This is a genomic window from Cryobacterium flavum (assembly GCF_900103805.1).
Lineage (GTDB): Bacteria > Actinomycetota > Actinomycetes > Actinomycetales > Microbacteriaceae > Cryobacterium > Cryobacterium flavum.
In genome coordinates this window covers 138,736-161,104 of the sequence record NZ_FNIB01000003.1, presented here as the reverse complement: position 1 = coordinate 161,104, position 22,369 = coordinate 138,736, and the positions used below count along the sequence as shown (strand labels likewise).

The following is a 22,369-nucleotide window of genomic DNA, read 5'->3' as shown; positions in this document are numbered from 1 at the left end:
AGGCAATACCGATGTAAGGGATCCCGTGCTCTTCACCAGCAGCGAGTATGCCGAACGACTAGCCAATGTGCGCCGCCGAATGGAGGCCCAGGGGCTCTCCAGCCTGTTGGTCACCGACCCGGCCAACCTGAACTATCTCACCGGCTACAACGCCTGGTCGTTTTACACCCCGCAGGTACTATTTGTTCCGCTGACCGGCGACCTGCTGTTCTTTCTGCGGGCGATGGATGCCCAGGGCGCCTTTCGCACCGCCTGGCTGCCGCCGGACAACATGATCGGCTACCCCGAAAGTTTCGTGCACCGCCCGCACCTACACCCCTTCGACTGGGTCGCGGACGCCCTGCGCGCGCGCGGCCTGGTCGAACCGAATCGGGTCGGCCTCGAGATGGACTCGCAGTTCTTCTCTCCCAAGGCGTATCGCGCCCTCGAAACCGGTCTGCCCGAATGGACCTTCGTCGATGCGGTCGAGTTGGTCAATTGGGTGCGCGTCATCAAAACGGATGCCGAGATCGCGCAGATGAGGCTCGCCGCGAGAGTCGCCGAGTCGGCCATGACCGCCGCGGTGGAACACGTAAGAGTCGGCGTGCGCCAGTGCGATGCCGCCGCCGCCATCTCCCAGGCTCAGATCGCGGGCACCCCCGAAATCGGCGGGGACTACACCGCGATCGTGCCGATGCTCCCCACCGGGGTGGAGGCCGACACGCCCCACCTCACCTGGAACGACCAGCCGTTTGAGGACGGCCAGGCCGTGATCGTTGAGCTGGCCGGTGCCCATCACCGCTACCACGTGCCGATGGCGCGCACGATCGTTCTTGGGCAGCCGAGTGACCAACTCGCCCGGCTCGCCGACGCCATCAACGACGGACTCAGCTCCGTGCTCGACCTCGTACGCCCCGGCGTCGGTACCCGCGACCTTGCCGAGGCGTGGAATGTGACGCTCGCTCGGTATGGACTCGAGAAACCCTCCCGGATCGGCTATTCCATCGGCCTGGCCTACCCGCCGGACTGGGGCGAACGCACCGTGAGCCTGCGCGGCGAAGACGACACCGTGCTGCAGGAGAACATGACCTTCCATCTGATCGGCGGCATGTGGATGGAGAACTTCGGCTGCGAGCTCAGCGAATCCATTCGGGTCACCGCGACCGGCGTGGAGACCTTCACCAGCTTTCCCCGGCGCCTTCTCACTTCCCATTCCTAACCCCGAACACGCAACACCGACGCTCGATGAACTGCGATATCCGATGAAAAGTTCCACCATGCCCCTCGCCCGCCGTGCCGAAAACCTGATCGGGTCGGTGATCGACTCCAGCACCTCGCTGCTCGCCGCCCAGGAACACGACATCGTGCGCTTTGCCATGGGCTCCCCCGCCGACGATGCAGTACCCCTTGAGGCGTTCCGTGAGATCGCCGCGAGCCGCTTCGATCACAGTTCCTTCACCTATGGCGCCACCGAGGGTGAGCCCGGTCTGCTGTCGAACCTCGTCGACTACCTGTCGACCACGCCTGACCCGACCAGCGCCGAGCGCATCACCATCACCACCGGCGGAATGCAGGGCCTCGACCTGGCCTGCAAGATTTTCGTCGACCCGGGTGACCTCGTGATCGTCGAGTCCCCCACCTATACCAACGGGTCGGCGACCGCGCTGAGCTACGGCGCCGAACTGCTCGAAGCGCCGATCGACGAGAACGGTCTTATCGTCGAGGCGCTGCCCGGGCTGGTCGCCCGGGCCGGTGGCACGCCCAAGGCCATCTACGTCATCCCCAACTTTCAAAACCCGTCTGGCACCACCCTGTCGCTGGCCCGCCGTGAACTCTTGATCGAGCTCGCGCACCAGTGGAATGCCGTCATCATCGACGACGACCCCTACGGCCTGCTCCGCTTTGCTGGCACCGACATTCCTAACTTTCAGACGCTCAGCCCGAACGACCCGCTGCTGTTCTCGGTGCGCACCTTCTCCAAGATTCTCGCGCCCGGTCTGCGGGTGGGCTGGGTCGACACCGACCCCGCCGTGCGCCAGCTGGTCATCAACGCCAAGCAGACCATGGATACCTGCACCAACATTCCCGGCCAGCACATTCTCACCGAGTTCATCCGCCGCGGCAGCCTCGATGCCCACCTCGATTTTCTGCGCATCGAATACCGCGCCCGTAAGGAGGCGATGCAGGCCAGCCTGCGCCGCCACCTCGGCGATCGCGTCACGATGACCGACCCCGAGGGCGGCTTCTTTCTCTGGCTCACCCTGCAGGGAGCGGATGCCGCCACCTCCACCCAGGCGCTGTTCAAAACGGCCCTGGCCGAGGGCGTCGCCTTCATTCCGGGGCCGGCCCTGTCGCCGAGCGGCCGGTTCGATGACGCCCTGCGCCTGTGCTTCGCGTCGACCAGCCCCGAGCGCACCGAGGAAGGCGTCATTCGCCTCACCCGGGCCCTCGACCGTGCCAGCGCCGCGCGCGAGACCGATCTACTCTGAGAACCGATGATGACCACAACGACCACTGAAGGCGTGCTCAGCGACACCGAGTCCCGTGTACTCGACCTCATCACCGAGCAGAGCATTGTCGATCTCGCCTCCGCGCTCATCGCTGCGGCCGGGGAGAACCCAGGCGGCACCGAGAACGACACGGTGAGCGTGCTGCGCGCCGCCTGCGCGGCGCACGGTCTCAGCACGAGGGTGACCGAGGTCGCCCCCGGGCGCCCCAACCTCGTGGCCACCCTGACGGGAGGAACAGCGCCCGGCCTCATGTTTCTCGGCCACTCCGACGTCGTCCCGGCCGGCGAGGGCTGGAGCCGCGACCCCTTCGTGCCGATGCGACACGGCGACCGGCTGATCGGGCGTGGGTCCACCGACATGAAGGGCGGCCTGGCCGCCATCGTGCTGGCCCTGGCCGCCATCAAGCGCGCCGACGTGACCCTGGCCGGCCCGGCCGCCCTGTTCTGCACGGTCGATGAGGAAGATCTGGGGCTCGGCATCCGCTCCCTGACTGCGGCCGCGTCAGCCGCCGGTGGTATCGGCCACTACAGGGCCTGCGTGGTCGCCGAACCGACCGACCTGCACACCGTCATCGCCTGCCGCGGCGACGCCTACATTGAGCTGACCGTGCAGGGTAAGTCCGCGCACTCCGGTCGCCCGGCCGATGGGCGCAATGCCATCAGCGCCGCCTCGAAGATCATTGCGCTCATTCTGGCCGATCACGCACGGCTGCAGGCGAACCAGGATGACCTGCTCGGCGCGGGCAGTTGGAACGTCGGCCGCATCGAGGGTGGTGACGGCACCTCGATGGTCGCGGCCGACTGCCGGGTCTGGCTCGATCGGCGTCTCATGCCGGGCGAAGACCCGCAGCAGATCGTGGCGGCCCTCGCCGCCCAGGTCACGGCGGCCGGCATCGACCGTGCTGGCATCACCGTGACCTTCGAGGTGACCATGGAGATGCCCGGCTTTCGCACCAGCGCCCAGAGTCCGATCGTAATCCAGACCGTCGCTGCAGCGGCAGACGCGGGAGGCGGGGAAAGCCCGATCGGCGGGTGGAGCGCCGCCTGCGACGGCGGCTTCATCGACCGCGAGTTCGGCATTCCGACGATCGTGTTCGGGCCTGGCGACCTCAACCACCAGGCCCACCAGATCGATGAATCGGTGAGCGTCACCGAACTGGTCTGCGCCGCCCGCGCCTATGCTCTGCTCTGCCTGCGGCTGGTCGGCGAGGTCACCCCGTAGCAGCGCCGGTTTCGGACTCAACCGACCGAAACAGATGCCGGTTCGGTAGTCAGTCGCGCCAGCGCATCGTCTTCGTGGTCACTCAACCGGCTTTCGGCCAACGGACCATCCCCGCCCAGCACAGCCTCGGCGATGCCGCGATGCTCAGCGATCCACTCCTCGGTGACCCGGTACGAGTCCTGCAGCACGGTCAGGCACATGCGCGTCTCGGTCATGAGCGTGCTGTGGATACGTGCGAGGCTGCGGCTGCCGCTCAACGCGACGAGGTGTTCGTGGAAGGCCATGTCGGCGTCGCTCATGGCGGCGCGGTCGCCGGAGGCGGCCGCATTCTCCATCTCGGATACCTTGGCCAGCAGGTCTTCACCGGCGGCGACGTGGTCGGCGCGCACGAGCAGCTTGCAGGCGGCCGATTCGATGGCGGTGCGCAGCACGTACATGTCGCGAATCTCAGCATCCGTCATTTCGATGACAAACAAGCCCCGGTTGCGAATACTGACCAGCAGGCCCTCCTGGGTCAGCCGTTGCATCGCTTCGCGCAGCGGACCCCGGCTGACGCCGAGCTCGCGGGCGAGTTCGGCCTCGCCCAGTTGAGCCCCGGGAGCCACCTCGCCGTGTGCGATCGCGTACCGAAGCTTGCGGGCGATGATCGACGGGGTGGATTCCTGGATGACGGGTTCCAATGAATATCGCTGGGGCATACCCTTCACAGTTCTTCCTTGGGTGAATGTCTGAATTGCATGGAATGAGAATTTCATTGACGATGTGACGCAGTTCAGCGGTCTGTCAATTGTTTACAATTCTAGCGCAAGCTCTCGAAAATGTCGTCGGATTCGAGAAATCCCGTTTGGGGGGCTTGACGAACGGTCGTCCATCGAATATCGCCGGCCGAGAATCCGCTGGGGCGTCGGCGTGACGACCCGCACGCATCCTCGGGCGTAATCCGGGAGAGGAGGCTACGCTGGCGGCATGATCGATGGAGAGCGCGCCCAGAATGCACACGGCTCCAGCAATCCCGACCTCGCCCCGAACCATCGGGGTACTCCGCTGCCCGACTATGTGAACGCATGGGTCGCGGGGCAGCGCTGGTTCGGCAATAAGGGGCAGGTACCGGCCCTGCGCAGCATCGGCCATTTCTCGCTGGACTCCCTCGAGGCCGGAGTGAGCATCCGCGTCGACCTCATGTTGGATACCGCGAGCCTGGGAATCACTCTGTACCAACTGCCCACAACTGAGCGCGTCTCTGAACTGCCCGGTGCGGCCAATGCCCTGATCACCGTGCGCCAGCCCGGTTCTGATCACGCACGCTTCATCTACGACGCGGCCTACGATCCGGCCTTCGCTGCCGCCGTACTCACATTCATGGAGCTGCAGGGCGTATCGGTCTCCAGCCTGCCCTCAACCGATCGTGCCGCCGCCAGTGCGCGCGGCGACGATCTGCGATCGGGTTCAGCGGCCCCGTCGCAGACCGTGGTGACCTCCAGCCGCGTACTCCGCGGTGAGCAATCCAATACCTCGATCATCGTGGAGCGCACGGACGCTGCCGGAGCGCCGACGATGCCGATCATCTGCAAGGTGTTTCGTATCATTCATGCCGGCGAGAATCCGGACGTGACGGTGCAGGCTGCCTTGGCGAGCGCCGGATCAGCGCGGATCCCGCTGCCGTTCGGCGCCATCCTCGGCCAGTGGGATGACCCCGCCGAACCGGGCGGCCGTGCCGTCGGACACCTGGCCTTCGCCCAGGAGTTTTTACCCGATGCTCCGGATGCCTGGCGCACCGCCCTGGTCGCCGCTGCCGCCGGCACCGACTTCACGGGCCCATCTTTTCGACTGGGGCAGGCCACCGCTGATGTGCACGCCGACCTCGCCCGAACCCTTCCGACCCTGGATGCCACCCCCACCGTGATCGCGGACGAAATGGCGAAGATGCGCCTGCGCTGCAGCCAGACCTTGGACGAAGTGCCGGTTCTGGCCGCCTACCGCGATGCCATCGAGGCGGTGTTCGTCCGGGCCGAGGCGGCAGCTTGGCCGCGGCTGCAACGCATTCACGGTGATTTCCATCTCGGCCAGGTGCTCGATGTCAACGGCCGTGGCTGGGTGCTCCTGGACTTTGAGGGGGAGCCGCTGCGTACCCTGCGCGAGCGCACGCAACCCGACATTCCGCTGCGCGACGTTGCGGGCATGCTGCGTTCGTTCTCGTATGTGGCGGGGGCGATGGCCGAAACAACGGATGCCCTGCCCACTTTTTTTGAGTGGGCCACGGCCTGCCGCAACGCCTTCCTCGACGGTTACTCCGAACGGTCCGGCATCAAGCTGGCCGAACAGAGCGCGCTCCTCGATGCGTTCGAACTCGACAAAGCACTCTACGAAGCAGTGTACGAGATTCGCAATCGCCCCACCTGGCTGCCCATCCCCCTCGCCGCGATCGAACGGCTGGTCGCGCCGTCGCACATCGAGTAACGCTCCGATAACGCCTGCCGGCGTAGCTTGACCGCCAGTGGTCACTGGTACCACTTGCGGCACAGCGCTCATTCCGGCACCGCCAATTCCGGCCCGTGCCAGGAGGGAACAGAGGACACAAGGAGCAGTTCCATGGCAGTAAACAATTCCGGCCCTGGCGGGGACCAGAAATTCGTCAGTGAGGGTGAATTTCAGGCAGGAGAGTCGGCCTCCGGTATCATCTCCGGCGTCACCTTCGGACCGACGGAAGTGGTCTACTACAAGGTCAACAGCCTGGCGGTCTTCGAGGGTGACATTGTGCTGGGCACCGTCGCCGAACTGGAGCAGAGCAAGGATCAGGCGAACCAGGACGACGGTCCCGCCCGGGCCGTCATCATCACCGGCGCGCGGTTTCGCTGGCCGAACGCGCAGGTTCCGTTTCAGATCAACGCCGCCCTCCCCTACCAGCAGCGGGTGCGGGACGCGATCACGCACTGGGAGGCGCGCACGCCCATCCGTTTTTCGGAACGCACCCCGGCCAATGCCGCTCAATTTCCCAACTTCGTCGAGTTCAGCGATGCCGGCGGATGCTGGTCGATGCTCGGTATGCAGGGTAACGGCCTGCAGACCATCAGTTTGGGTACCGGCTGCACGAACGGCAACGCCATCCACGAGATCGGCCACGCGGTCGGTCTCTGGCACGAACAGAGCCGCGAAGACCGCAACACCTTCGTGACCATCAACGCGGCCAACATCTCACCAGGTATGGAGAGCCAGTTCGACCAGCACATCGTCGACGGTGATGACGTCGGCGGCTATGACTACGGCTCGATCATGCATTACCCGCGCACCGCGTTTTCAAAGAATGGGCTAGAGACCATCACCCCGGTGCAGGCCGAAGCCCAGATCGGCCAGCGCACGGCCCTGTCGGCCGGTGACATCGCGGCGGTCAACTTCATGTACCCACAAACGCCCAGGGCAAGTTCGAGCCCGGTCGTGTCGTGGGGACCGAACCGGCTCGACGCCTTCGTGCTCGGCACCAATCGTGCGGTGTTCCACAAGTGGTTCAGCGGAGCCTGGGGGCCGTCGGTCACCGGCTACGAGAACATGGGCGGCATCGCCGAGAGTGTTCCGCAAGCCGTGGCGTGGGGCCCGAACCGGCTCGACCTGTTCGTCACCGGAACCGACAGTGCGCTGTACCACAAGTGGTGGAATGGCAGCGCGTGGGGCCCGTCGGTGACGGGTTACGAGAACATGGGCGGCGTCATCCTCGGTGACCCACGGGTGGTCTCCTGGGGTCCGAACCGGCTCGACGTGTTCGTCGTTGGAAGCGACCATGCGCTCTATCACAAGTGGTTCAACGGGGCGTGGGGCCCGTCGGTGACCGGCTACGAGAACATGGGCGGCATCGTCGTCGGCTAGCCCGAAGTCGTCTCCTGGGGTCCGAACCGGCTGGACCTGTTCGTGATCGGCACCGACCGGGCGCTCTACCATAAGTGGTGGAACGGCTCAGCCTGGGGCCCGTCGCTCACCGGGTATGAACGTCTCGGCGGAGTCTGCACCTCGGCGCCGCGGGTAGTCTCCTGGGGCCCGAACCGGCTCGACGTCTTCGTCACGGGCACGGATGGCGCGCTACACCACAAGTGGTTCGACGGCAACGGGTGGGGGCCGTCGGTGCTCGGCTACGAGAACATGGGCGGCATCGCCGACCTCACAGCCGCGCGTGGTGTCCTGGGCACCCGGGCGGCTCGACGTGTTCCTGACCGGAACCAACAGCGCGCTGTTCCACAAGTGGTTCAACGGAGCAGCGTGGGGTCCGTCGCTCACCGGCTACGAGAGTCTCGGCGGCGTGATCACGTCGTTCGACGAGGCTGAGGCGCGTGCCGTTGCCGAGGGTTCAGACTCGCAGAACCGGGACACGAACTGACGCGAGGCCGGGCAGAACCGGGTCAGGCAGCACCGGGTGGGACTGCGTTGAGACGAAGTCCCCCTCGGTGATGTCCGGCCGTTCGGTCACGTCCGGTTCCCGCCGCATCCGCGCGCTCACGTGCACCCGCACGTTCAGCCGCCGCACGGAGTCGAGCGCATCGGCGGGTACGGTCATGGCAAAGTTCACGTCGCGATCGGACAGTTCGCTGCGGGGCGGCGCGGGAATCTGAAACCGGGAGCGGCCCACGATCGTGCTGGGGGCATCCGCTTTCGACACGTCTTCCACCAGCACCGTGACCGTGCACGGCGATTGCGGTCGTTGCTCGGGTGCGAACTCGACGACGCCGTGCAGGGTCGCGCTCTCACCCCGGGCGCTTGCCGATTCGGCCATGCCGCACAGGATACCCGGAGCCGAGCTATTTGGCGGTGATGGCGAGAAAGGTGATGGGCAGCTCGAGCAGTTGCAGCGGGCCGTGCGGGCCCTCGCCGTCGAGCAGCAGCGAGTCGCCGGGCACCATGGTGTATTTGTAGGGGCCGTGGCCGTAGACCATTTTGCCGGTCAGCATGTAGAGAAACTCCGTGCCGGCGTGCTGGAACAGGTGAGCGTGACGAGGGTGGGCTCGATGGCGTCCGTGAGCCCCTTGAGCGAGCCGAGCACGCGGTATTCGTGGCCGTGCTGGGTGCCGCTGCGCACGCTCAGGCTGCCCTCGCCGCTCTTGGCGTGCTGCACACGATGTTCGTGTACAAAGCCAAGGCGTACCCGTTCTGGTATCTCATTCCGGAGTGAGTCGCACGCATCCACTTTGCCACCGAGTTAGAAGGAAGAACACCATGGACACCGCCCAAGCCCACATCGACGTCGCGCCGCTGCCGAGCGCCCGCGAACTGAGACGACGCAGCAACGTGCTGGTTCAGCTCGTGCGCTTTCTGCAGCTCAACGTAAAGATGTACCTGCTCGCCAAGCGCCACCACTGAGGTTCGCCTCGCGCGAACCGTGAAGCTGCCCGATCAGGAGGCGGAACGGGCCCGCTTCGCCTTCTCGTGCGGCTTGGGCTTGGCCCGATCGCGGCTGGCCTCGACGCTGCGCCGCAGGGCCTCCATTAGGTCGAGTACCTCGCCGCCCTCGCCCTCATCCTCGGTTTCACCGAAGGTGACCTCGGTCGACACAGCCTCGCCGCTTTTCAGTTTGGCCTCGATCAGCGCCCGCAACTCGTCCTGGTAGTCGTCGGTGAAGGCATCCGGTGCGAAGTCGGCCGCGAACGACTCGACCAGCGCGGCCGACATGTCCAGTTCCTTGGCGCTGATGTTCACCAGCTCGTCGAGGGACGCGAACTTGGCCTCGCGCACCTCGTCGTCCCACAGCAGGGATTGCAGCATGAGCACGTCGCCGTGCACACGCAGCGCTCCGAGCCGGGTCTTCTGCCGCAGCGCGAAGTGCACGATGGCCGTCCGATCGGTGGCTTCAAGCGTGCGACGCAGCAGCACATAGGCCTTCGACGACTTGCCGTCGGGTTCGAGAAAGTAGCTCTTGTCGAGCATGATCGGGTCGATCTGGTCGCTCGGCACGAATTCGACCACGTCGATCTCCTTGCTGCGCTCGGAGGGGAGCGTGGCGAAATCGTCCGCCGTGAGCACCACGGCCTGCTCACCGTCCTCGAAAGCCTTGTCGATGTGGTCGTATGGAACGACCTTGGCGCAGATCTCGCACCGGCGTTGATAGCGGATGCGCCCCCCATCGGCATCGTGCACCTGGTGCAGCGACACGTCGTGGTCTTCAGTTGCGCTATACACCTTGACGGGCACATTGACGAGCCCGAAGGTGATCGCACCGGTCCAGATGCTTCTCATTCGACCAGTACACACCCGAATGAGACATTTTTCGCCTAGTAGACCCGCGGTTTCTGCGGCACAGTTGATGCATGAACGCCAGCAGTCAGGTGGTTTCCGTTGAGGGGCACCGCATTTCGCTCACCCACCTCGACAAGGTGCTGTACCCGGAGACCGGCACCACCAAGGCTGACGTGCTGGCGTACTATGCGGCCATCGCCGACGTGCTCATTGGCCACGCGGCGAACCGACCGGCCACCCGAAAACGCTGGGTGCACGGCGTCGGCACGAATGAGAGCCCCGGCCCGATGTTCTTCCAGAAGAATCTGGAACCCGGGGCGCCGAGCTGGGTGAAACGGCGTGAGATTCAGCACAAGGACCACGTGAACATCTACCCGCTGGTGAACGACCTCGCCACCCTCACCTGGCTCGGGCAGATGAGCGCCCTTGAAATTCACGTGCCGCAGTGGCAGTTCGGCCGCACCGGCACCCAGCGCAATCCCGACCGGCTCGTGCTCGACCTCGACCCGGGTGAGGGCATCGGACTCGCCGAATGCGCGGAGGTGGCGCGGATGGCCCGCACGATTCTGCAGGACATTGGGCTGGAACCGATGCCCGTGACCAGCGGAAGCAAGGGCATCCACTTGTATGCGGCCCTCGATCTGTCGTACACCTCCGATCAGGTGTCGGCGGTGGCGCACGAACTGGCACGAGCCCTCGAAGCCGACCACCGCGACCTCGTCGTGAGCGACATGAAGAAGAGCCTGCGGCCCGGCAAGGTGCTGGTGGACTGGAGCCAGAACAACGCCGCGAAAACCACCATCACCCCGTATTCGCTGCGGGGGCGGAGCCACCCGATGGTCGCGACCCCGCGCACCTGGAAGGAACTGGCCTCGGCCGACCTCGAACAGTTCGACTACAAGCAGGTGCTCGCTCGTCTAAAACGGCGGGAGGATCCGCTCGCACAGCTGTCGGCCGGGTCGTTCGAGCACGCCGCCGCCGAGGTCGATTCGGCGTCCGCCCTGGTCACACCGGACCGCCTCACGGTGTACCGCGACAAGCGCGATGCGTCGAAGACCCCCGAGCCGGTTCCCGAGGCACCGGCCCTGGCCTCCACTGGCCAATCTTTCGTCATTCAGGAACACCACGCCCGCAGCCTGCACTGGGATTTTCGGCTGGAACACGACGGCGTATTGGTGTCCTGGGCGTTGCCGCGTGGCGTGCCGGTGTCGACCGCCCAGAACCGGCTTGCGGTGCACGTGGAGGATCATCCGCTCGAATACGGCAGTTTCGAGGGAAATATTCCAGTCGGAGAATATGGCGCCGGCGATGTATCCATCTGGGACCGCGGCGACTACGAACTCGAAAAATGGCGCGACGACGAGGTGATCGTGACCCTGCACGGTGAACCCGACGCCGGGCTCGGCGGCTCAGCCCGGTTTGCCCTGATTCGCACGAGCGACGGCCACGGCAGCAAACCAGCGAACAACTGGCTGATCCACCGCATGAAGCCACTCACCGGTGGCGCCGGCTCCCGCACGAATGCCCGCCCGCACAGCGCATCGGCGGCGAGCATCGCACCCGCACCGACGAAGCACACCTACTCCCCCATGTTGGCCGCTGCCGGTTCCGAAACCGACCTCGGCGGCGACGGCTGGGCCTTCGAAATGAAGTGGGACGGCATGCGTGCGCTCGCCTACGTGTCGCTGGCCGAGCAAAGCGTGCGCCTGGTCACCCGCAACGGGCACGACGTGACGGCGTCCTATCCCGATCTCGTCGCCGATCTGCTCGCCGGACTGGCGACCCAACCAGAAACGGATGCCGCGGTGCTCGACGGCGAGATCGTGGCCGTCGACAAACGCGGCCGACCGAACTTCGGGCTATTGCAGACCCGCATGAAACTCACCGAGGAACGGGAAGTGGCGGCTGCCTCGAAACGTGCCCCGGTGCAGTTCATGCTCTTCGACCTGCTCGAACAAAACGGCCGCTCCCTGACCGGGCTCACCTACAGCGCGCGCCGGGACCGGCTGGAGAACGCGGTCACCGCGACCGGCTCCACGCAGGTGCCGCCACGGTTCGACGGTGATTTCTCCGAGGCGTTTCAGACCAGCCGTCAGCTCGGGCTCGAAGGGGTTATGGCCAAGCGGCTCGACGGCCGGTACACGGGCGGGCGCCGCTCCCACGACTGGGTGAAAATCAAACACTTTCGTACCCAGGAGGTCGTCGTGGGCGGCTGGCGGCCCGGCCGCGGCAACCGCACCGGCGCGATCGGGTCGCTGCTGCTCGGGGTGCCGGCCGATGCGGGCCTCCGCTACGTCGGGCGCGTCGGCACGGGGTTTGGGGAGCGCGACCTCACCGACATCCGTTCTCGACTGACCCGGCTGGTGCGAAAAACCACACCGTTCAGTGACATTCCGCCAACGGATGCCCAGAGCGCCGTCTGGGTGCGCCCCACCCTCGTCGCCGAGGTGGAGTTCGCCGAATGGACAGCGACCGGTCGGCTGCGCCAGCCCTCGTGGCGGGGCTGGCGCCCCGACAAGTCACCGGGTGACGTCGTCGCGGACTGACTTCGTGCCGCTCGAGGAGGCCGCATCCGCCGTGGTCCCCGCGATGTTGACCATCCAGCTGGTGCCGAGCTTGTCGACCAGCATGCCGAAGCTGTCACCCCACGGTGCCTTGCTGAGCGACCTGGTCGCGGTGCCGCCTTCGAGCAATTTCTCCCAGTACCCGGTCAGTTCGGCTTCGTCGTCGCCGCTGAGGGACACGGTGACGCTGCTGCTGGTGGGGAGTTCCATACTGCTGGGGGTGTCAGAAGCCATGAGCGAGAAACCGCTCGTAGTGGTCAGTTCCGAGTGCATGATCTTGTCCTTCTCGGCCGGATCGTCGCTCGCGTTGAATTCACCGAAGGTGCTGCGCGTAATCTCTCCGCCGAAGACACTCTGGTAGAAGTCCATGGCTTCGCGCGCGGTGTCGCGAAAACCGAGATACGGGTTGAGTCGACTGCTCATGGTCGTTCTCCTTATGTTGTCGGGGTGATGCTGTGATCATCGCCCGGATCAGTCGATCGCACGCAGCTCGGGGCACAGATTTTTCCGACAGCGTCGCCGTATTGCTCGGCGTGCTCACGGTGCGGAGGCGGGTACAGTGTGGGCATGAAGCTGATTGCCATCGACCCGCCCACCCGCAGTTTTTCGCGCTGGCTGACCGACGAAGAGATCGGACGGGTGATCGCCGCCAAGCGAGGCTGGCGTCAGTCGCCCGACGGCAGCGTGCTGGCCGGCAAGATTCGCAAGAACCGCGTCGCGGCTTCGCTCGCGCAACTCGGTGCTGCCGCCGTCTCCCGCGGCTGGGCCAGCCGGCCGCGGGTGGAACCGAGCGATAGCAGCGGCCCCACCCACATGATGTGGGGCATCATCGACGCACGCACCGACGCGGAGATCACGGCCGAACTCACGGCCGAACCTACAGCGGAGCCCGGCAGCGCGTAGCGTGGACGCATGAGCCTCGACCCCAGTTACATCACGCCCGGCCTGGATTTCAACCGCGACACCAATTACATCGAAGACCGCATCACCCAGGACGGCCGGGACGGCTGGCCGGTCGAACCGGGCCGGTACCGCCTGGTCGCGGCCCGCGCCTGTCCCTGGGCGAACCGCACCACCATCGTGCGCCGCCTGCTCGGCCTTGAGGGTGTGATCTCGCTCGGTCTGCCCGGCCCCACGCACGACAAGAACAGCTGGACCTTCGACCTCGACCCCGGCGGCCTCGACCCGGTGCTCGGCATCGAACGCCTGCAGCAGGCCTTCTTCGCCCGCTTTCCCGACTATCCCCGCGGCATCACCGTGCCGGCGATCGTCGATGTGCCAAGCGGTAAGGTCGTCACCAACAACTACCCGCAGATCACCCTCGATTTCGAGACGCAGTGGACGCAGTACCACCGTCCCGGCGCCCCCGACCTCTACCCCGAGGTGCTGCGGGCCGAGATCGACGAGGTCGCCAACCTGATCTTTCACGACGTGAACAACGGCGTCTACAAGTGCGGTTTCGCCGGCAGCCAGAAGTCCTACGAGCGGGCTTACGACGCCCTGTTCGCGCGGCTCGACTGGCTCGAACAGCGCCTGGCCGGGCAGCGGTATCTCGTGGGCGACACGATAACCGAGGCGGACATCCGCTTGTTCACCACCCTGGCCCGGTTCGACTCGGTCTATCACGGGCATTTCAAGTGCAATCGCAACAAGCTCAGCGAGATGCCGGTGCTGTGGGCCTACGCCCGCGACCTGTTCCAGACCCCCGGGTTCGGCGACACCATCGACTTCGACCAGATCAAAAAACACTATTACGTGACCCACGTGGACATCAACCCGAGCGGCATCGTGCCTAAGGGACCGGATGCCGCAGCCTGGCTGGCCCCGCACGCTCGCGCCGACCTCGGCGGGCACCCGTTCGGCACTGGCACCCCGCCGGAGCCGCCCCTGCCATTCGAGCGCATAGCGAACTGACCGCGGGCTCGGGCGGCGGGCTAGCCGGGCTTCCTGGCGCGACTGGGCTGCACGCGCGGCGGCTCCCCCGGCATCTTCGGAAAGTCCGGCGGAAAGGGCAGTTCGCCGAGCCCGTTGGACAGATCGCGTTCCCACCACGAATACAGGGTGTCGATGGTGCCGGGGTGCCCATGCATCGTCGCCCACGGGTCGCCCTGGCTCCGCAGTCGATCCGGAACCGTCAGAATCGTGAATGCACGCGGGTCGGCCCCGGCGAGTTCGCTCCACTCCAGCGGGCAGGAGACCGGAGCGTGCGGCAGCGGCCGGGGGCTGTACGCGCCGGCCATGGTGCGATCGCGGTTGGCCTGGTTATAGTCGATGAAGATGCGCTCGCCCCGCTCTTCCTTCCACCAGTTCGTGGTGACCGTCTCGGGCATCCGTCGTTCCAGTTCGCGCGCGGCCGCAATGACCGCGTGCCGCACGTCGAGAAATTCGCGGGTGGGTTCGATCGGCGCGAAGACGTGCAGCCCGCGATTACCGGATGTCTTCACAAACGCCGTCAGGCCGTCTTCGGCGAGCAGGTTCTTCAGTTCCACGGCGACGGGAATGGTATCGGCGAAATCGGTTCCCGGCTGCGGATCCAGGTCGATGCGGAGTTCGTCGGGATTATCGGGGAGTTCGGCCCGGGACGGCCAGGGGTGGAACACGATCGTGTTCATCTGCACCGCCCACACCACGGCGGCCGGTTCGTCGAGCACGAGCTGCGGATGCGTGCGCCCGCTCGGGTAGACCACGGGTACGGCCCGCACATAGTCCGGTGCGCCCTTCGGCGGGTTCTTGGAGAAGAACTGCTCCCCGTCGATGCCGCCACTGAAGCGCTGCAGCGACACCGGACGGTCACCGTTGGCCCCAACAAACGCCTCCCCCACGTCGATGAAGTACTGGGCGAGGTCGAGTTTGGTGATTCCCGGCTCGGGCCAGAGCACCCGGGCCGGGCTCGACAGGCGCACCTCGCGCGCACCGTGCGGGCCGTCAACCGTCAGATTTACCGCATCAGAACTCATGCGCACACTGTAGCCAGATTCGTCACGGTGGGTGCGGCGCAGCCGGGTACTCTGAACGAGTGCCCCCAGTCCTGACCACCCGCAGATGACGCCCGCGCACCCGGGCCGGGCGGCGTCATCCGCGAGCTGGAACGGGCACTCGCACGGCAGCTCCGACTACCGCAAACTGCTCGCCGGACTGTTCTTCGCCGGCATCGCCACGTTCGCCCAGCTCTACTCGCCCCAGGCTGTGCTCGCCCAGATCGCCGGCGACGTGGGGGTCAGCGCAGCGGATGCCGCCCTCGTCATCTCCGCATCGACACTCGGCCTGGCCATCGGCGTGATTCCCTGGTCGCTCGTAGCCGACCGGCTCGGCCGGGTGCGGGCCATGTCGATCGCGGTGATCGCCGCCACGGTGTTCGGGCTGCTGGTGCCGTTCGCGCCCACCTTCTCGCTGTTGCTCACCGGCCGTTTCGTCGAAGGGTTGATGCTCGGCGGGGTGCCGGCGATCGCGATCGCCTACCTGAGCGAGGAGATCGAACCAAGGCACGCCGCCCGTGCGGCGGGCACCTACGTGGCCGGCACCTCGATCGGTGGACTGCTCGGGCGTCTCGTGGCCGGGCCGGTCACCGAACTGACCAACTGGCGAGTCGGCGTTTTCACCGTCGGCGTGCTCTGCGCGGTGTCGGCCGTGCTGTTCATCAGTCTGATTCCGGCGCCTCGCGGTTTTGTGCCGCGCCGGGCACGCGAACGCGGCACGGATCTCAGCCTGGTCAGGCTACTCGGCGCCAACCTCAAGTCACCGCGCCTGCTCGCGCTCTATGCCCAGGGGTTTCTGCTGATGGGCGGGTTCGTTGCCCTCTACAACTACCTCGGTTTTCGCCTAGCCCACGACCCTTTCAACCTTCCACAAGCCCTGATCAGTCTCGTCTTCGTGGCCTACCTCGCCGGCACCTGGTCGTCGGCCCAGGCCGGCATCCTGGCTGCCCGATTCGGACGCTGGTCGATTCTGCTCGGCTCGCTCGCCTGCATGACAGTGGGCGTACTTCTAACCCTGTCGAGCGTGCTCGTGGTCGTTCTGCTCGGCCTCGTGCTGGCCACGGCCGGCTTCTTTGCCGCGCACGCCGTGGCCTCCGGGTGGACCGGCGCCGAGGCCACGGTCGGTCGCGCTCAGGCATCATCGCTGTACAACCTGTCCTACTACGCCGGATCGAGCCTGTTCGGCTGGCTGGGCGGCGTGTTCTTCGTGCAGTGGGGCTGGGGCGGCACGGTCGGCATGGTCGCCGGTCTCGCGGTGCTGGCCGCCGCGCTGACCGTGGTCGCCCTGCGTCCCCGAAACCTGCGCCCCCACAGAACTGACAGCTGGCTTCGCAGGTTACCGTTCTAGCATCGGGTCATGAATGAGCGAGTGAAACGCGATCCCCTCCGCCCGGGCCAGGAATCCGTCTGGGACTACCCGCGACCGCCGCGCGTCGAACACACCGGTGAGCACGTCACGATCGAACTCGACGGCGTGACGATCGCCGACACAACCGACGTGGTGCGGGTGCTGGAAACCAGCCATCCCCCGGTGTACTACCTGCCGCGCACGGCGTTCGACCCTGGCCTGCTGCAACCCGCACCGGGCCACAGCTACTGCGAATACAAGGGCGTCGCCGGCTACCTCACCGTCGGTTCAAGCGCCCGGGCCGCCTGGTTCTATCCCACGCCGACCGCAGGCTTCGAAACGCTGGCGGACCGGGTGGCTATCTACCCGGGAGCCATGGCGCGCTGCACCGTTGACGGTGAAACCGTGCGCGCGCAGGAGGGTGACTACTACGGCGGCTGGATCACGGCAAAAATCGCCGGACCGTTCAAGGGGGCCGCGGGCACGATGGGTTGGTAACGCGCGGTCGGCACTATTTCGTTGCACAGAAATTCTCCGGCGAGGGTACCCTCAGATCAGCTAAGCATCCGATGCATCCGACACGTGAGACCCGACAACTCAAGGAGCTGCTGTGACGCATAACGCCGTAGACGAAAAGATCCTCCAGCAGTGGACCCGCCGGCTCAGCCAGGCCCTGCAGATTCTGGACCTGGAACTGGACAACCACCTCATTCTCAACGTCGCCGATGAGGCTGCTCACGCTGTCAGCCCCATGGCCGCCCCGATCACCACCTTCGTCGTCGGCTACGCCGCAGGCCTCGCCGCAGCCAACTCGACGATAGCCTCGCAGTTAGCGATCGCCCGGGCAGCGGAGATCGTGCTCGACGTCTGCCGGCAGCCCGCGGAGGAGAACCCCGACGAGGCCGGCTGGGTCAATACTGCTCAGTAACCATGAGCACACTAGCTTTCACGACTGGGCAGCAGGCTCCAATCGAATGATGACGGCCTTCGACACCGGCGTGTTACTGCCGTCGGCAACGCTGTCGAGCGGCACCAGCACGTTCGCCTCCGGATAGTACGCGGCAGCGCAGCCGCGCGGCGTCGGGTAGGCGACCAGCCGGTAGCCGCGCAGCACCCGGTCGACGTTGTCGCTGAACTCGCTGTGCACGTCGACCAGGTCGCCGTCACTGAAGCCGAGATTGATCAGGTCTTTCTTGTTGATGAAGACCACGTGCCGACCCTTCTTGATGCCACGGTAGCGATCGTCCAGGCCGTAGATGGTGGTGTTGAACTGGTCGTGGCTGCGCAGCGTCTGCAGCACGAGACGCCCGGGCGGCACCTCGAGGTGCTCCAGCGTGTTCGTGGTCAGCATGGCCTTGCCGGTGGGAGTGTTGAAGGTGCGGGAGTCGCGCGGGCCGTTCGGCAGCACGAAACCGCCCTCCTGACGGATGCGCTCGTTGTAGTTTTCGCAGCCGCCCACGACGTGCGAGATATGCTCGCGAATCAGGTCGTAGTCGGCCTCGAAACCGGCCCAGTCCACCGCCACCTTGTCGCTGAGTACCGCCCGGGCCAGGCGCGAGATGATCGCGACCTCGGAGAGCAGGTTCGTCGAGACCGGCTTGAGCTTGCCCCAGGACGGATGCACCGCGCAGACCGAATCTTCGACCGAGACGAACTGCTCCCCAGTGGCCTGCTCGTCAATCTCGGTGCGGCCCATGGTCGGCAAAATCAGAGCCTCCTCGCCGGTCACGGCGTGCGACCGGTTGAGCTTGGTGGAAATCTGCACGCTCATCTCCGTGCGCGCCATGGCAGCCTCGGCAATGCCGGTGTCGCTCATGGCTGCGACGAAATTGCCGCCAAGGCCCATCCACACCTTCATCTTTCCGTCCCGCATGGCGCGAACCCCGTCGACGGAGTCCACACCGTGCTTGCGCGGCGGATTGAAGCCGAACTCTTTTTCCAGTCCGTCGAGGAAGGCCGGCGGCATCTGCTCCCAGATGCCCATGGTGCGGTCGCCCTGCACGTTGCTGTGGCCGCGAATCGGCGAGGCGCCGGCACCGGGCTTGCCGATGTTGCCACGCAACAGCAGCAGGTTGATGATCTCCTTGATGGTCACGACGCCCTTTTTCTGCTGGGTGAGCCCCATCGCCCAGGTGATGATCACCCGATCGGCGCTGATATACCGCTTCGCCAGTTCATCGATTTGGGCCGCGCGCAGGCCCGTCGAGGCCAGCACCATCCGCTCGTCCAGCTGGGCGAGATGCTCGCGCAATTCGGCCAGTCCGTGACAGTGTTCATCGAGGAAGGCCTGGTCGAGCACGGTTCCGGGGCTGGCATCTTCGGCGTCGAGCACCCGTTTGGAGACGGCCTGCAGCAGCGCCATGTCACCGCCGATGCGGATCTGCAGAAACTGGTCGGCGATGTCGGTGCCGTGGCCGATGACCCCGCGCACTCGTTGTGGGTTCTTGTAGCGGCGAAGGCCCGCCTCGGGCAGCGGGTTGACCGCGACGATCTGGGCGCCAGCGTCCTTCGCCTCTTCGAGCGCGGTGAGCATGCGCGGGTGGTTGGTGCCGGGGTTCTGCCCCATGATGATGATCAGGTCGGACTTGGCGAAGTCGTCATAGCTGATCGTGCTCTTGCCGATACCGACGGTCTGACCCATGGCCCAGCCGGTGGACTCGTGACACATGTTGGAACAGTCGGGCAGATTGTTGGTGCCGTACGCGCGAGCGAACAGTTGGTAGGCGAACGCGGCCTCGTTGGAGGCGCGGCCGCTGGTATAGAACGCGGCCTGGTCGGGTGAGTCCAGGGCATTGAGCTTGGCGGAGATCACCCGAAAGGCTTCGGGCCAGCTGACCGGGCGGTAGTGGTCGCTGCCGGCCGGTTTGTAGACCGGTTCGACCAGCCGGCCCTGCATTCCGAGCCAGTATTCGCTCTTCTCACGCAGGTCGGCGAGCGAGTGCTCTGCCCAGAAGCTGGTCGGGATGGTGATCGGCGTCGCCTCCCAGGTGACCGCTTTGGCGCCGTTCTCGCAGAATTCGAAGGCCTTACGATGGTCAGGGTCTGGCCAAGCACAACTCATGCAGTCGAACCCGTCTTTCTGGTTCATCGACAGCAGCGCCCGCATGCCCCGCACAGCGCCCATCTGGGTGATCGCCGGCTCCATCGAGTGCAGCACGCCGGGTACGCCAGCGGCCCAGGATTTGGAGTGTGTGACCTCGATGTCGTCGTCGGTGACGTCGTTGATAGGAGGTTCACTACTCATGCTGCGCCGCTCTCGATCTGTTCAGCCGGCCACGTGGTCGATGCTCGAACGATACACCGACCGGGGCGGGAGCATCCGTTCGTCAGGTGTGAATTCTCTGTATACCCCCAAGGGTATAGTGTAGAGATACTTCCCCAACGAAAGGCACCCACCATGTGCAGAGCAGTCACCTGCAAGACCTGCCAGAAGACCACCTGGGCCGGCTGCGGCCAGCACGTCGACCAGGTTATGAAGGGCGTGCCCCGCAACCAGCGCTGCGAGGGACACGTGAAGGTGAAGTCCACCGGCGGCTTCTTCGCTCGCCTGATAGGTCGGTAGCCACCGGCTAACTGCTGAGGGTGAGATCGGTGCACATGCTGTCTCCACGATTGCCAGATGCCTCGGGCACGGTCGACCCGATCGAAGCGCAACTCGTGGACGCGCGGGTTGGTTCCCGCATGACGTGACTGACCAACTTTACCTGCGTCGCCGTGGGCCGGTTGACGGTCGAACAATTACACTCAATGCAATGACCCCTTCTCAGCTTCTTGAAGCAGGCCCGCGCTCGCGTCGTTCGTGGCCACGACTGTTGGGCCAGCTGGCCCTCGGCACCCTACTCCTGCTGGCCGGAGTCAGCCATCTCACCTTCAATCGTGACGCTTTTCAGGCGCAGGTTCCCTCCTGGGTTCCCCTCGGCCCCGACCTCGTCGTTGTACTCTCCGGAATCGTCGAGATCGCCTTGGGACTCGCACTACTCGCGCTGCACCGTTGGCGCGTGGCTGTCGGCTGGACCGTGGCCGCGTTCTTTGTGGCCATCTTTCCCGGCAACATCTCACAATTCGTCACGGCCACGGACTCGTTCGGGCTGAATTCGGATCTGTCGCGGGGCATCCGCCTCGCCTTTCAACCCCTGCTCGTACTGTGGGCACTGTGGGCCACCGGTGCCTGGCGCGACAGCCGGCACCGTGACTCGGGTGCGCCACCTAGGTCGAGCTAGTGATGGGGTGTGAACGCAACCACACACCCGAGGCGGGGTGAAACGGCAGCAGCAGGTGCAGGAGGAGCCCGGACAATGCCGTGACGGTGACCGCTCCAATGGCGCCGAAATTCGTGAACTGCGCCTCGACGTTGCCGCCGACCAGCGTCGTCACGGTCCAGCCAAGCGCCCACAGCGCGGCCATACCGAGGGCCCACAGCCAGCGTCGACGCGTGCGTGGCGGCAACCCCACGGCCTGCGCCGCGCCGAGCACGATCCCGGTGATCGCTCCCATCAGGGCCAGCTCGGCCAACGTTGTGCGATAGTTGACGACGGTCGAGCCGAGCAGCAGCCCGACGCCCATGCCGATCCCAGTCAAGGGAATCCAGATCAACGGATCGAGGCGACGCCGACTGACCAACACCTGACCGACTCCGATGACAACCCCACAGACCGCGCCGCCGATCAGGGCCGCGACGGGATTACTGACCCGACCGCCCACCGCCGTGCCCGCCAGACCCGCGATCGGAAAAGCCAGGAACCCGACCAGCCAGATCAGCCAGGTAGAGAAAAAGGTGGGGTTACGAAAGCTGGGATTCCGACGGAGCCGCCGCGTGCTGGTCACGATTGCCTCCAGTCCTAAGCGCCGGTCGATGGGTGTGCTCCAGTCAGAAGAACGCATGACCGACACGCAAACATGTTACGCCTCGGCCGGTGCACCCTGACGGCCGGAAGGCTCACCAGAGGTCGCCAAGGTAACTGGAGCCGGAACTGCGCTATTGGGCCGGAGTGTCCATGTCTTCGGACCACACGGCAGTCGCCCCGCTGTGACCGATCAAAATGGCCTGCACCACTGTGCCCGACGAAGCCCCAAACGCAGCAACGGCGATGGCGATGGCGACCCACTTCGGCGCGCGGGTCGTGGGTGCCTTCTTGAGGTTCCACCAGAACAGCACGGCGGCGATGAGGACCATTCCGATCACCCAGGGCAGCAAGCCCTCGGCCAGGTCTGCGTGAGTATCGATGAGGGCGCTCTCGGAAACCCGCTCCTCCAGGGCTTCCCCCGATTCAGTCGACAACGGCACGAGTACGAGCGCGGCCAGGGTCAGCCCGAGCGGCAGCAGCTTGGCCCAGCGGCGAAAACGCGGCCAGATTGCTGCCAGAAGCAGGACCAGCGCTGCGATCGGAACCACGACCTCGGTCGCGTGCACGATGAGCGGATGCATGGGCAGTCCGAAAAAGGTGTCAAACATGATTATCCCCACAGGTGAATCGTCTCGGCGCAGGTTCTTCCGATTGAACGTGCGTCTCTACGTCGATGCTAGGGACGGCCTTCTGCCACCGCCACGAAGGACAGCCT

25 protein-coding genes and 1 pseudogene are annotated in these 22,369 nt (G+C 65.6%); 16 read left to right on the top strand and 10 right to left on the bottom strand.

The window, feature by feature from the left end; all coding sequences use genetic code 11:
* Window positions 1–25: 25 nt before the first annotated feature.
* Genes BLS91_RS05070 through BLS91_RS05060 form a run of 3 tightly spaced genes read left to right on the top strand, consistent with a single transcriptional unit; the run spans window position 26 to window position 3,710 of the window.
* A complete protein-coding gene (locus tag BLS91_RS05070) occupies window positions 26–1,198 on the top strand; it encodes a M24 family metallopeptidase (RefSeq protein WP_092339651.1) in 1,173 nt (390 codons plus the stop codon).
* A gap of 58 nt (window positions 1,199–1,256) precedes the next feature.
* On the top strand, window positions 1,257–2,468 hold the full coding sequence (locus BLS91_RS05065; RefSeq protein WP_241983192.1) for an aminotransferase-like domain-containing protein: 1,212 nt from the start codon (window positions 1,257–1,259) through the stop codon (window positions 2,466–2,468).
* A 9-nt stretch (window positions 2,469–2,477) separates the two neighbouring features.
* Complete coding sequence (locus BLS91_RS05060; protein ID WP_092339852.1) at window positions 2,478–3,710, top strand: M20 family metallopeptidase; 1,233 nt, start codon at window positions 2,478–2,480, stop codon at window positions 3,708–3,710.
* Between the two features lie 17 nt (window positions 3,711–3,727).
* On the opposite strand, the gene BLS91_RS05055 is transcribed toward BLS91_RS05060, so the two are convergent.
* Window positions 3,728–4,408 (bottom strand): GntR family transcriptional regulator, encoded by a 681-nt coding sequence (locus BLS91_RS05055; RefSeq protein ID WP_092339649.1) that lies wholly within the window; start codon window positions 4,406–4,408, stop codon window positions 3,728–3,730.
* Between the two features lie 268 nt (window positions 4,409–4,676).
* Between BLS91_RS05055 and BLS91_RS05050 the strand changes: the two genes are divergently transcribed.
* The 4 genes and pseudogenes from BLS91_RS05050 (at window position 4,677) to BLS91_RS20520 (ending at window position 8,073) form a co-directional block, all read left to right on the top strand.
* On the top strand, window positions 4,677–6,167 hold the full coding sequence (locus BLS91_RS05050; protein ID WP_104090595.1) for a maltokinase N-terminal cap-like domain-containing protein: 1,491 nt from the start codon (window positions 4,677–4,679) through the stop codon (window positions 6,165–6,167).
* A gap of 132 nt (window positions 6,168–6,299) precedes the next feature.
* Window positions 6,300–7,568 (top strand): M12 family metallopeptidase, encoded by a 1,269-nt coding sequence (locus BLS91_RS20290; RefSeq protein ID WP_198412843.1) that lies wholly within the window; start codon window positions 6,300–6,302, stop codon window positions 7,566–7,568.
* A 30-nt stretch (window positions 7,569–7,598) separates the two neighbouring features.
* Window positions 7,599–7,814, top strand: a pseudogene (locus BLS91_RS21115) (DUF8189 domain-containing protein); the annotation flags it as partial.
* On the top strand, window positions 7,771–8,073 hold the full coding sequence (locus BLS91_RS20520) for a DUF8189 domain-containing protein (protein ID WP_476728478.1): 303 nt from the start codon (window positions 7,771–7,773) through the stop codon (window positions 8,071–8,073). The pseudogene BLS91_RS21115 and the gene BLS91_RS20520, both read left to right, overlap by 44 nt.
* Here BLS91_RS20520 and BLS91_RS05040 read toward each other — a convergent pair.
* Genes BLS91_RS05040 through BLS91_RS20510 form a run of 3 tightly spaced genes read right to left on the bottom strand, consistent with a single transcriptional unit; the run spans window position 8,044 to window position 8,805 of the window.
* Complete coding sequence (locus tag BLS91_RS05040) at window positions 8,044–8,466, bottom strand: YbaY family lipoprotein (RefSeq protein WP_092339648.1); 423 nt, start codon at window positions 8,464–8,466, stop codon at window positions 8,044–8,046. The two genes, BLS91_RS20520 and BLS91_RS05040, sit on opposite strands and share 30 nt — an antisense overlap.
* A gap of 25 nt (window positions 8,467–8,491) precedes the next feature.
* Window positions 8,492–8,641, bottom strand: coding sequence for a hypothetical protein (locus BLS91_RS20515; RefSeq protein ID WP_233197498.1), 150 nt, complete (start codon window positions 8,639–8,641; stop codon window positions 8,492–8,494).
* Complete coding sequence (locus BLS91_RS20510) at window positions 8,635–8,805, bottom strand: hypothetical protein (RefSeq protein WP_233197497.1); 171 nt, start codon at window positions 8,803–8,805, stop codon at window positions 8,635–8,637. Before BLS91_RS20510 ends, BLS91_RS20515 begins: the two co-directional genes overlap by 7 nt.
* 101 nt (window positions 8,806–8,906) lie before the next feature.
* Between BLS91_RS20510 and BLS91_RS20155 the strand changes: the two genes are divergently transcribed.
* Window positions 8,907–9,050, top strand: a complete 144-nt coding sequence (locus tag BLS91_RS20155) for a hypothetical protein (RefSeq protein WP_166792444.1) — start codon at window positions 8,907–8,909, stop codon at window positions 9,048–9,050.
* Between the two features lie 33 nt (window positions 9,051–9,083).
* On the opposite strand, the gene ku is transcribed toward BLS91_RS20155, so the two are convergent.
* Window positions 9,084–9,923: a non-homologous end joining protein Ku gene (gene ku / locus BLS91_RS05030; protein ID WP_092339647.1), complete on the bottom strand. Its 840-nt coding sequence runs from the start codon at window positions 9,921–9,923 to the stop codon at window positions 9,084–9,086.
* Window positions 9,924–9,994: 71 nt separating this feature from the next.
* On the opposite strand from ku, the gene BLS91_RS05025 reads away from it, so the two are divergent.
* The gene (locus BLS91_RS05025; protein WP_092339646.1) at window positions 9,995–12,469 is read left to right on the top strand and encodes an ATP-dependent DNA ligase; all 2,475 of its coding nucleotides are present in this window, start codon (window positions 9,995–9,997) and stop codon (window positions 12,467–12,469) included.
* On the opposite strand, the gene BLS91_RS05020 is transcribed toward BLS91_RS05025, so the two are convergent.
* On the bottom strand, window positions 12,443–12,910 hold the full coding sequence (locus BLS91_RS05020) for a VOC family protein (protein WP_092339645.1): 468 nt from the start codon (window positions 12,908–12,910) through the stop codon (window positions 12,443–12,445). The two genes, BLS91_RS05025 and BLS91_RS05020, sit on opposite strands and share 27 nt — an antisense overlap.
* 144 nt (window positions 12,911–13,054) lie before the next feature.
* Here BLS91_RS05020 and BLS91_RS05015 point away from each other — a divergent pair, with 144 nt between their 5' ends.
* Both BLS91_RS05015 and BLS91_RS05010 read left to right on the top strand, forming a co-directional pair.
* Window positions 13,055–13,390 carry a hypothetical protein gene (locus BLS91_RS05015; protein WP_092339644.1) on the top strand — a complete coding sequence of 112 codons (336 nt, stop codon included), beginning with the start codon at window positions 13,055–13,057 and terminating at the stop codon, window positions 13,388–13,390.
* Window positions 13,391–13,399: 9 nt separating this feature from the next.
* Window positions 13,400–14,401 carry a glutathione S-transferase family protein gene (locus BLS91_RS05010; protein WP_092339643.1) on the top strand — a complete coding sequence of 334 codons (1,002 nt, stop codon included), beginning with the start codon at window positions 13,400–13,402 and terminating at the stop codon, window positions 14,399–14,401.
* 20 nt (window positions 14,402–14,421) lie between these two features.
* On the opposite strand, the gene ligD is transcribed toward BLS91_RS05010, so the two are convergent.
* Complete coding sequence (ligD, locus tag BLS91_RS05005; protein WP_092339642.1) at window positions 14,422–15,444, bottom strand: non-homologous end-joining DNA ligase; 1,023 nt, start codon at window positions 15,442–15,444, stop codon at window positions 14,422–14,424.
* A gap of 85 nt (window positions 15,445–15,529) precedes the next feature.
* On the opposite strand from ligD, the gene BLS91_RS05000 reads away from it, so the two are divergent.
* The 3 genes from BLS91_RS05000 (at window position 15,530) to BLS91_RS04990 (ending at window position 17,738) form a co-directional block, all read left to right on the top strand.
* A complete protein-coding gene (locus BLS91_RS05000; RefSeq protein ID WP_092339641.1) occupies window positions 15,530–16,810 on the top strand; it encodes an MFS transporter in 1,281 nt (426 codons plus the stop codon).
* Between the two features lie 9 nt (window positions 16,811–16,819).
* Window positions 16,820–17,308 (top strand): DUF427 domain-containing protein, encoded by a 489-nt coding sequence (locus BLS91_RS04995; protein ID WP_092339640.1) that lies wholly within the window; start codon window positions 16,820–16,822, stop codon window positions 17,306–17,308.
* A gap of 112 nt (window positions 17,309–17,420) precedes the next feature.
* Window positions 17,421–17,738 carry a DUF6457 domain-containing protein gene (locus tag BLS91_RS04990; RefSeq protein WP_092339639.1) on the top strand — a complete coding sequence of 106 codons (318 nt, stop codon included), beginning with the start codon at window positions 17,421–17,423 and terminating at the stop codon, window positions 17,736–17,738.
* An 18-nt stretch (window positions 17,739–17,756) separates the two neighbouring features.
* On the opposite strand, the gene BLS91_RS04985 is transcribed toward BLS91_RS04990, so the two are convergent.
* Window positions 17,757–20,054 (bottom strand): FdhF/YdeP family oxidoreductase, encoded by a 2,298-nt coding sequence (locus BLS91_RS04985; RefSeq protein WP_092339638.1) that lies wholly within the window; start codon window positions 20,052–20,054, stop codon window positions 17,757–17,759.
* Window positions 20,055–20,207: 153 nt separating this feature from the next.
* Between BLS91_RS04985 and BLS91_RS20150 the strand changes: the two genes are divergently transcribed.
* Window positions 20,208–20,372, top strand: coding sequence for a hypothetical protein (locus tag BLS91_RS20150; RefSeq protein WP_092339637.1), 165 nt, complete (start codon window positions 20,208–20,210; stop codon window positions 20,370–20,372).
* Window positions 20,373–20,562: 190 nt separating this feature from the next.
* Window positions 20,563–21,030, top strand: a complete 468-nt coding sequence (locus tag BLS91_RS04975; RefSeq protein WP_092339636.1) for a DoxX family protein — start codon at window positions 20,563–20,565, stop codon at window positions 21,028–21,030.
* Here BLS91_RS04975 and BLS91_RS04970 read toward each other — a convergent pair.
* Together BLS91_RS04970 and BLS91_RS04965 are read right to left on the bottom strand one after the other, a co-directional pair.
* Entirely contained in the window at window positions 21,017–21,691 is a 675-nt protein-coding gene (locus tag BLS91_RS04970; RefSeq protein ID WP_134505354.1) for a hypothetical protein, read from the bottom strand. The genes BLS91_RS04975 and BLS91_RS04970 overlap by 14 nt on opposite strands.
* A 94-nt stretch (window positions 21,692–21,785) precedes the next feature.
* Window positions 21,786–22,262 carry a DUF2231 domain-containing protein gene (locus tag BLS91_RS04965; RefSeq protein ID WP_092339634.1) on the bottom strand — a complete coding sequence of 159 codons (477 nt, stop codon included), beginning with the start codon at window positions 22,260–22,262 and terminating at the stop codon, window positions 21,786–21,788.
* Between the last annotated feature and the right edge of the window lie 107 nt (window positions 22,263–22,369).

Excerpts from the sequence above, each read along its gene's own strand:
- BLS91_RS05065 (WP_241983192.1), top strand. The coding sequence starts at position 1,257 with ATGCCCCTCGCCCGCCGTGCCGAAAACCTGATCGGGTCGGTGATCGAC.
- BLS91_RS05060 (WP_092339852.1), top strand. The coding sequence starts at position 2,478 with ATGACCACAACGACCACTGAAGGCGTGCTCAGCGACACCGAGTCCCGT.
- BLS91_RS05055 (WP_092339649.1), bottom strand. The coding sequence starts at position 4,408 with ATGCCCCAGCGATATTCATTGGAACCCGTCATCCAGGAATCCACCCCG.
- BLS91_RS05050 (WP_104090595.1), top strand. The coding sequence starts at position 4,677 with ATGATCGATGGAGAGCGCGCCCAGAATGCACACGGCTCCAGCAATCCC.
- BLS91_RS20290 (WP_198412843.1), top strand. The coding sequence starts at position 6,300 with ATGGCAGTAAACAATTCCGGCCCTGGCGGGGACCAGAAATTCGTCAGT.
- BLS91_RS20520 (WP_476728478.1), top strand. The coding sequence starts at position 7,771 with ATGGCGCGCTACACCACAAGTGGTTCGACGGCAACGGGTGGGGGCCGT.
- BLS91_RS05040 (WP_092339648.1), bottom strand. The coding sequence starts at position 8,466 with ATGGCCGAATCGGCAAGCGCCCGGGGTGAGAGCGCGACCCTGCACGGC.
- BLS91_RS20515 (WP_233197498.1), bottom strand. The coding sequence starts at position 8,641 with ATGCTGACCGGCAAAATGGTCTACGGCCACGGCCCCTACAAATACACC.
- BLS91_RS20155 (WP_166792444.1), top strand. The coding sequence starts at position 8,907 with ATGGACACCGCCCAAGCCCACATCGACGTCGCGCCGCTGCCGAGCGCC.
- ku (WP_092339647.1), bottom strand. The coding sequence starts at position 9,923 with ATGAGAAGCATCTGGACCGGTGCGATCACCTTCGGGCTCGTCAATGTG.
- BLS91_RS05025 (WP_092339646.1), top strand. The coding sequence starts at position 9,995 with ATGAACGCCAGCAGTCAGGTGGTTTCCGTTGAGGGGCACCGCATTTCG.
- BLS91_RS05020 (WP_092339645.1), bottom strand. The coding sequence starts at position 12,910 with ATGAGCAGTCGACTCAACCCGTATCTCGGTTTTCGCGACACCGCGCGC.
- BLS91_RS05015 (WP_092339644.1), top strand. The coding sequence starts at position 13,055 with ATGAAGCTGATTGCCATCGACCCGCCCACCCGCAGTTTTTCGCGCTGG.
- BLS91_RS05010 (WP_092339643.1), top strand. The coding sequence starts at position 13,400 with ATGAGCCTCGACCCCAGTTACATCACGCCCGGCCTGGATTTCAACCGC.
- ligD (WP_092339642.1), bottom strand. The coding sequence starts at position 15,444 with ATGAGTTCTGATGCGGTAAATCTGACGGTTGACGGCCCGCACGGTGCG.
- BLS91_RS05000 (WP_092339641.1), top strand. The coding sequence starts at position 15,530 with ATGACGCCCGCGCACCCGGGCCGGGCGGCGTCATCCGCGAGCTGGAAC.
- BLS91_RS04995 (WP_092339640.1), top strand. The coding sequence starts at position 16,820 with ATGAATGAGCGAGTGAAACGCGATCCCCTCCGCCCGGGCCAGGAATCC.
- BLS91_RS04985 (WP_092339638.1), bottom strand. The coding sequence starts at position 20,054 with ATGAGTAGTGAACCTCCTATCAACGACGTCACCGACGACGACATCGAG.
- BLS91_RS20150 (WP_092339637.1), top strand. The coding sequence starts at position 20,208 with ATGTGCAGAGCAGTCACCTGCAAGACCTGCCAGAAGACCACCTGGGCC.
- BLS91_RS04975 (WP_092339636.1), top strand. The coding sequence starts at position 20,563 with ATGACCCCTTCTCAGCTTCTTGAAGCAGGCCCGCGCTCGCGTCGTTCG.
- BLS91_RS04970 (WP_134505354.1), bottom strand. The coding sequence starts at position 21,691 with ATGCGTTCTTCTGACTGGAGCACACCCATCGACCGGCGCTTAGGACTG.
- BLS91_RS04965 (WP_092339634.1), bottom strand. The coding sequence starts at position 22,262 with ATGTTTGACACCTTTTTCGGACTGCCCATGCATCCGCTCATCGTGCAC.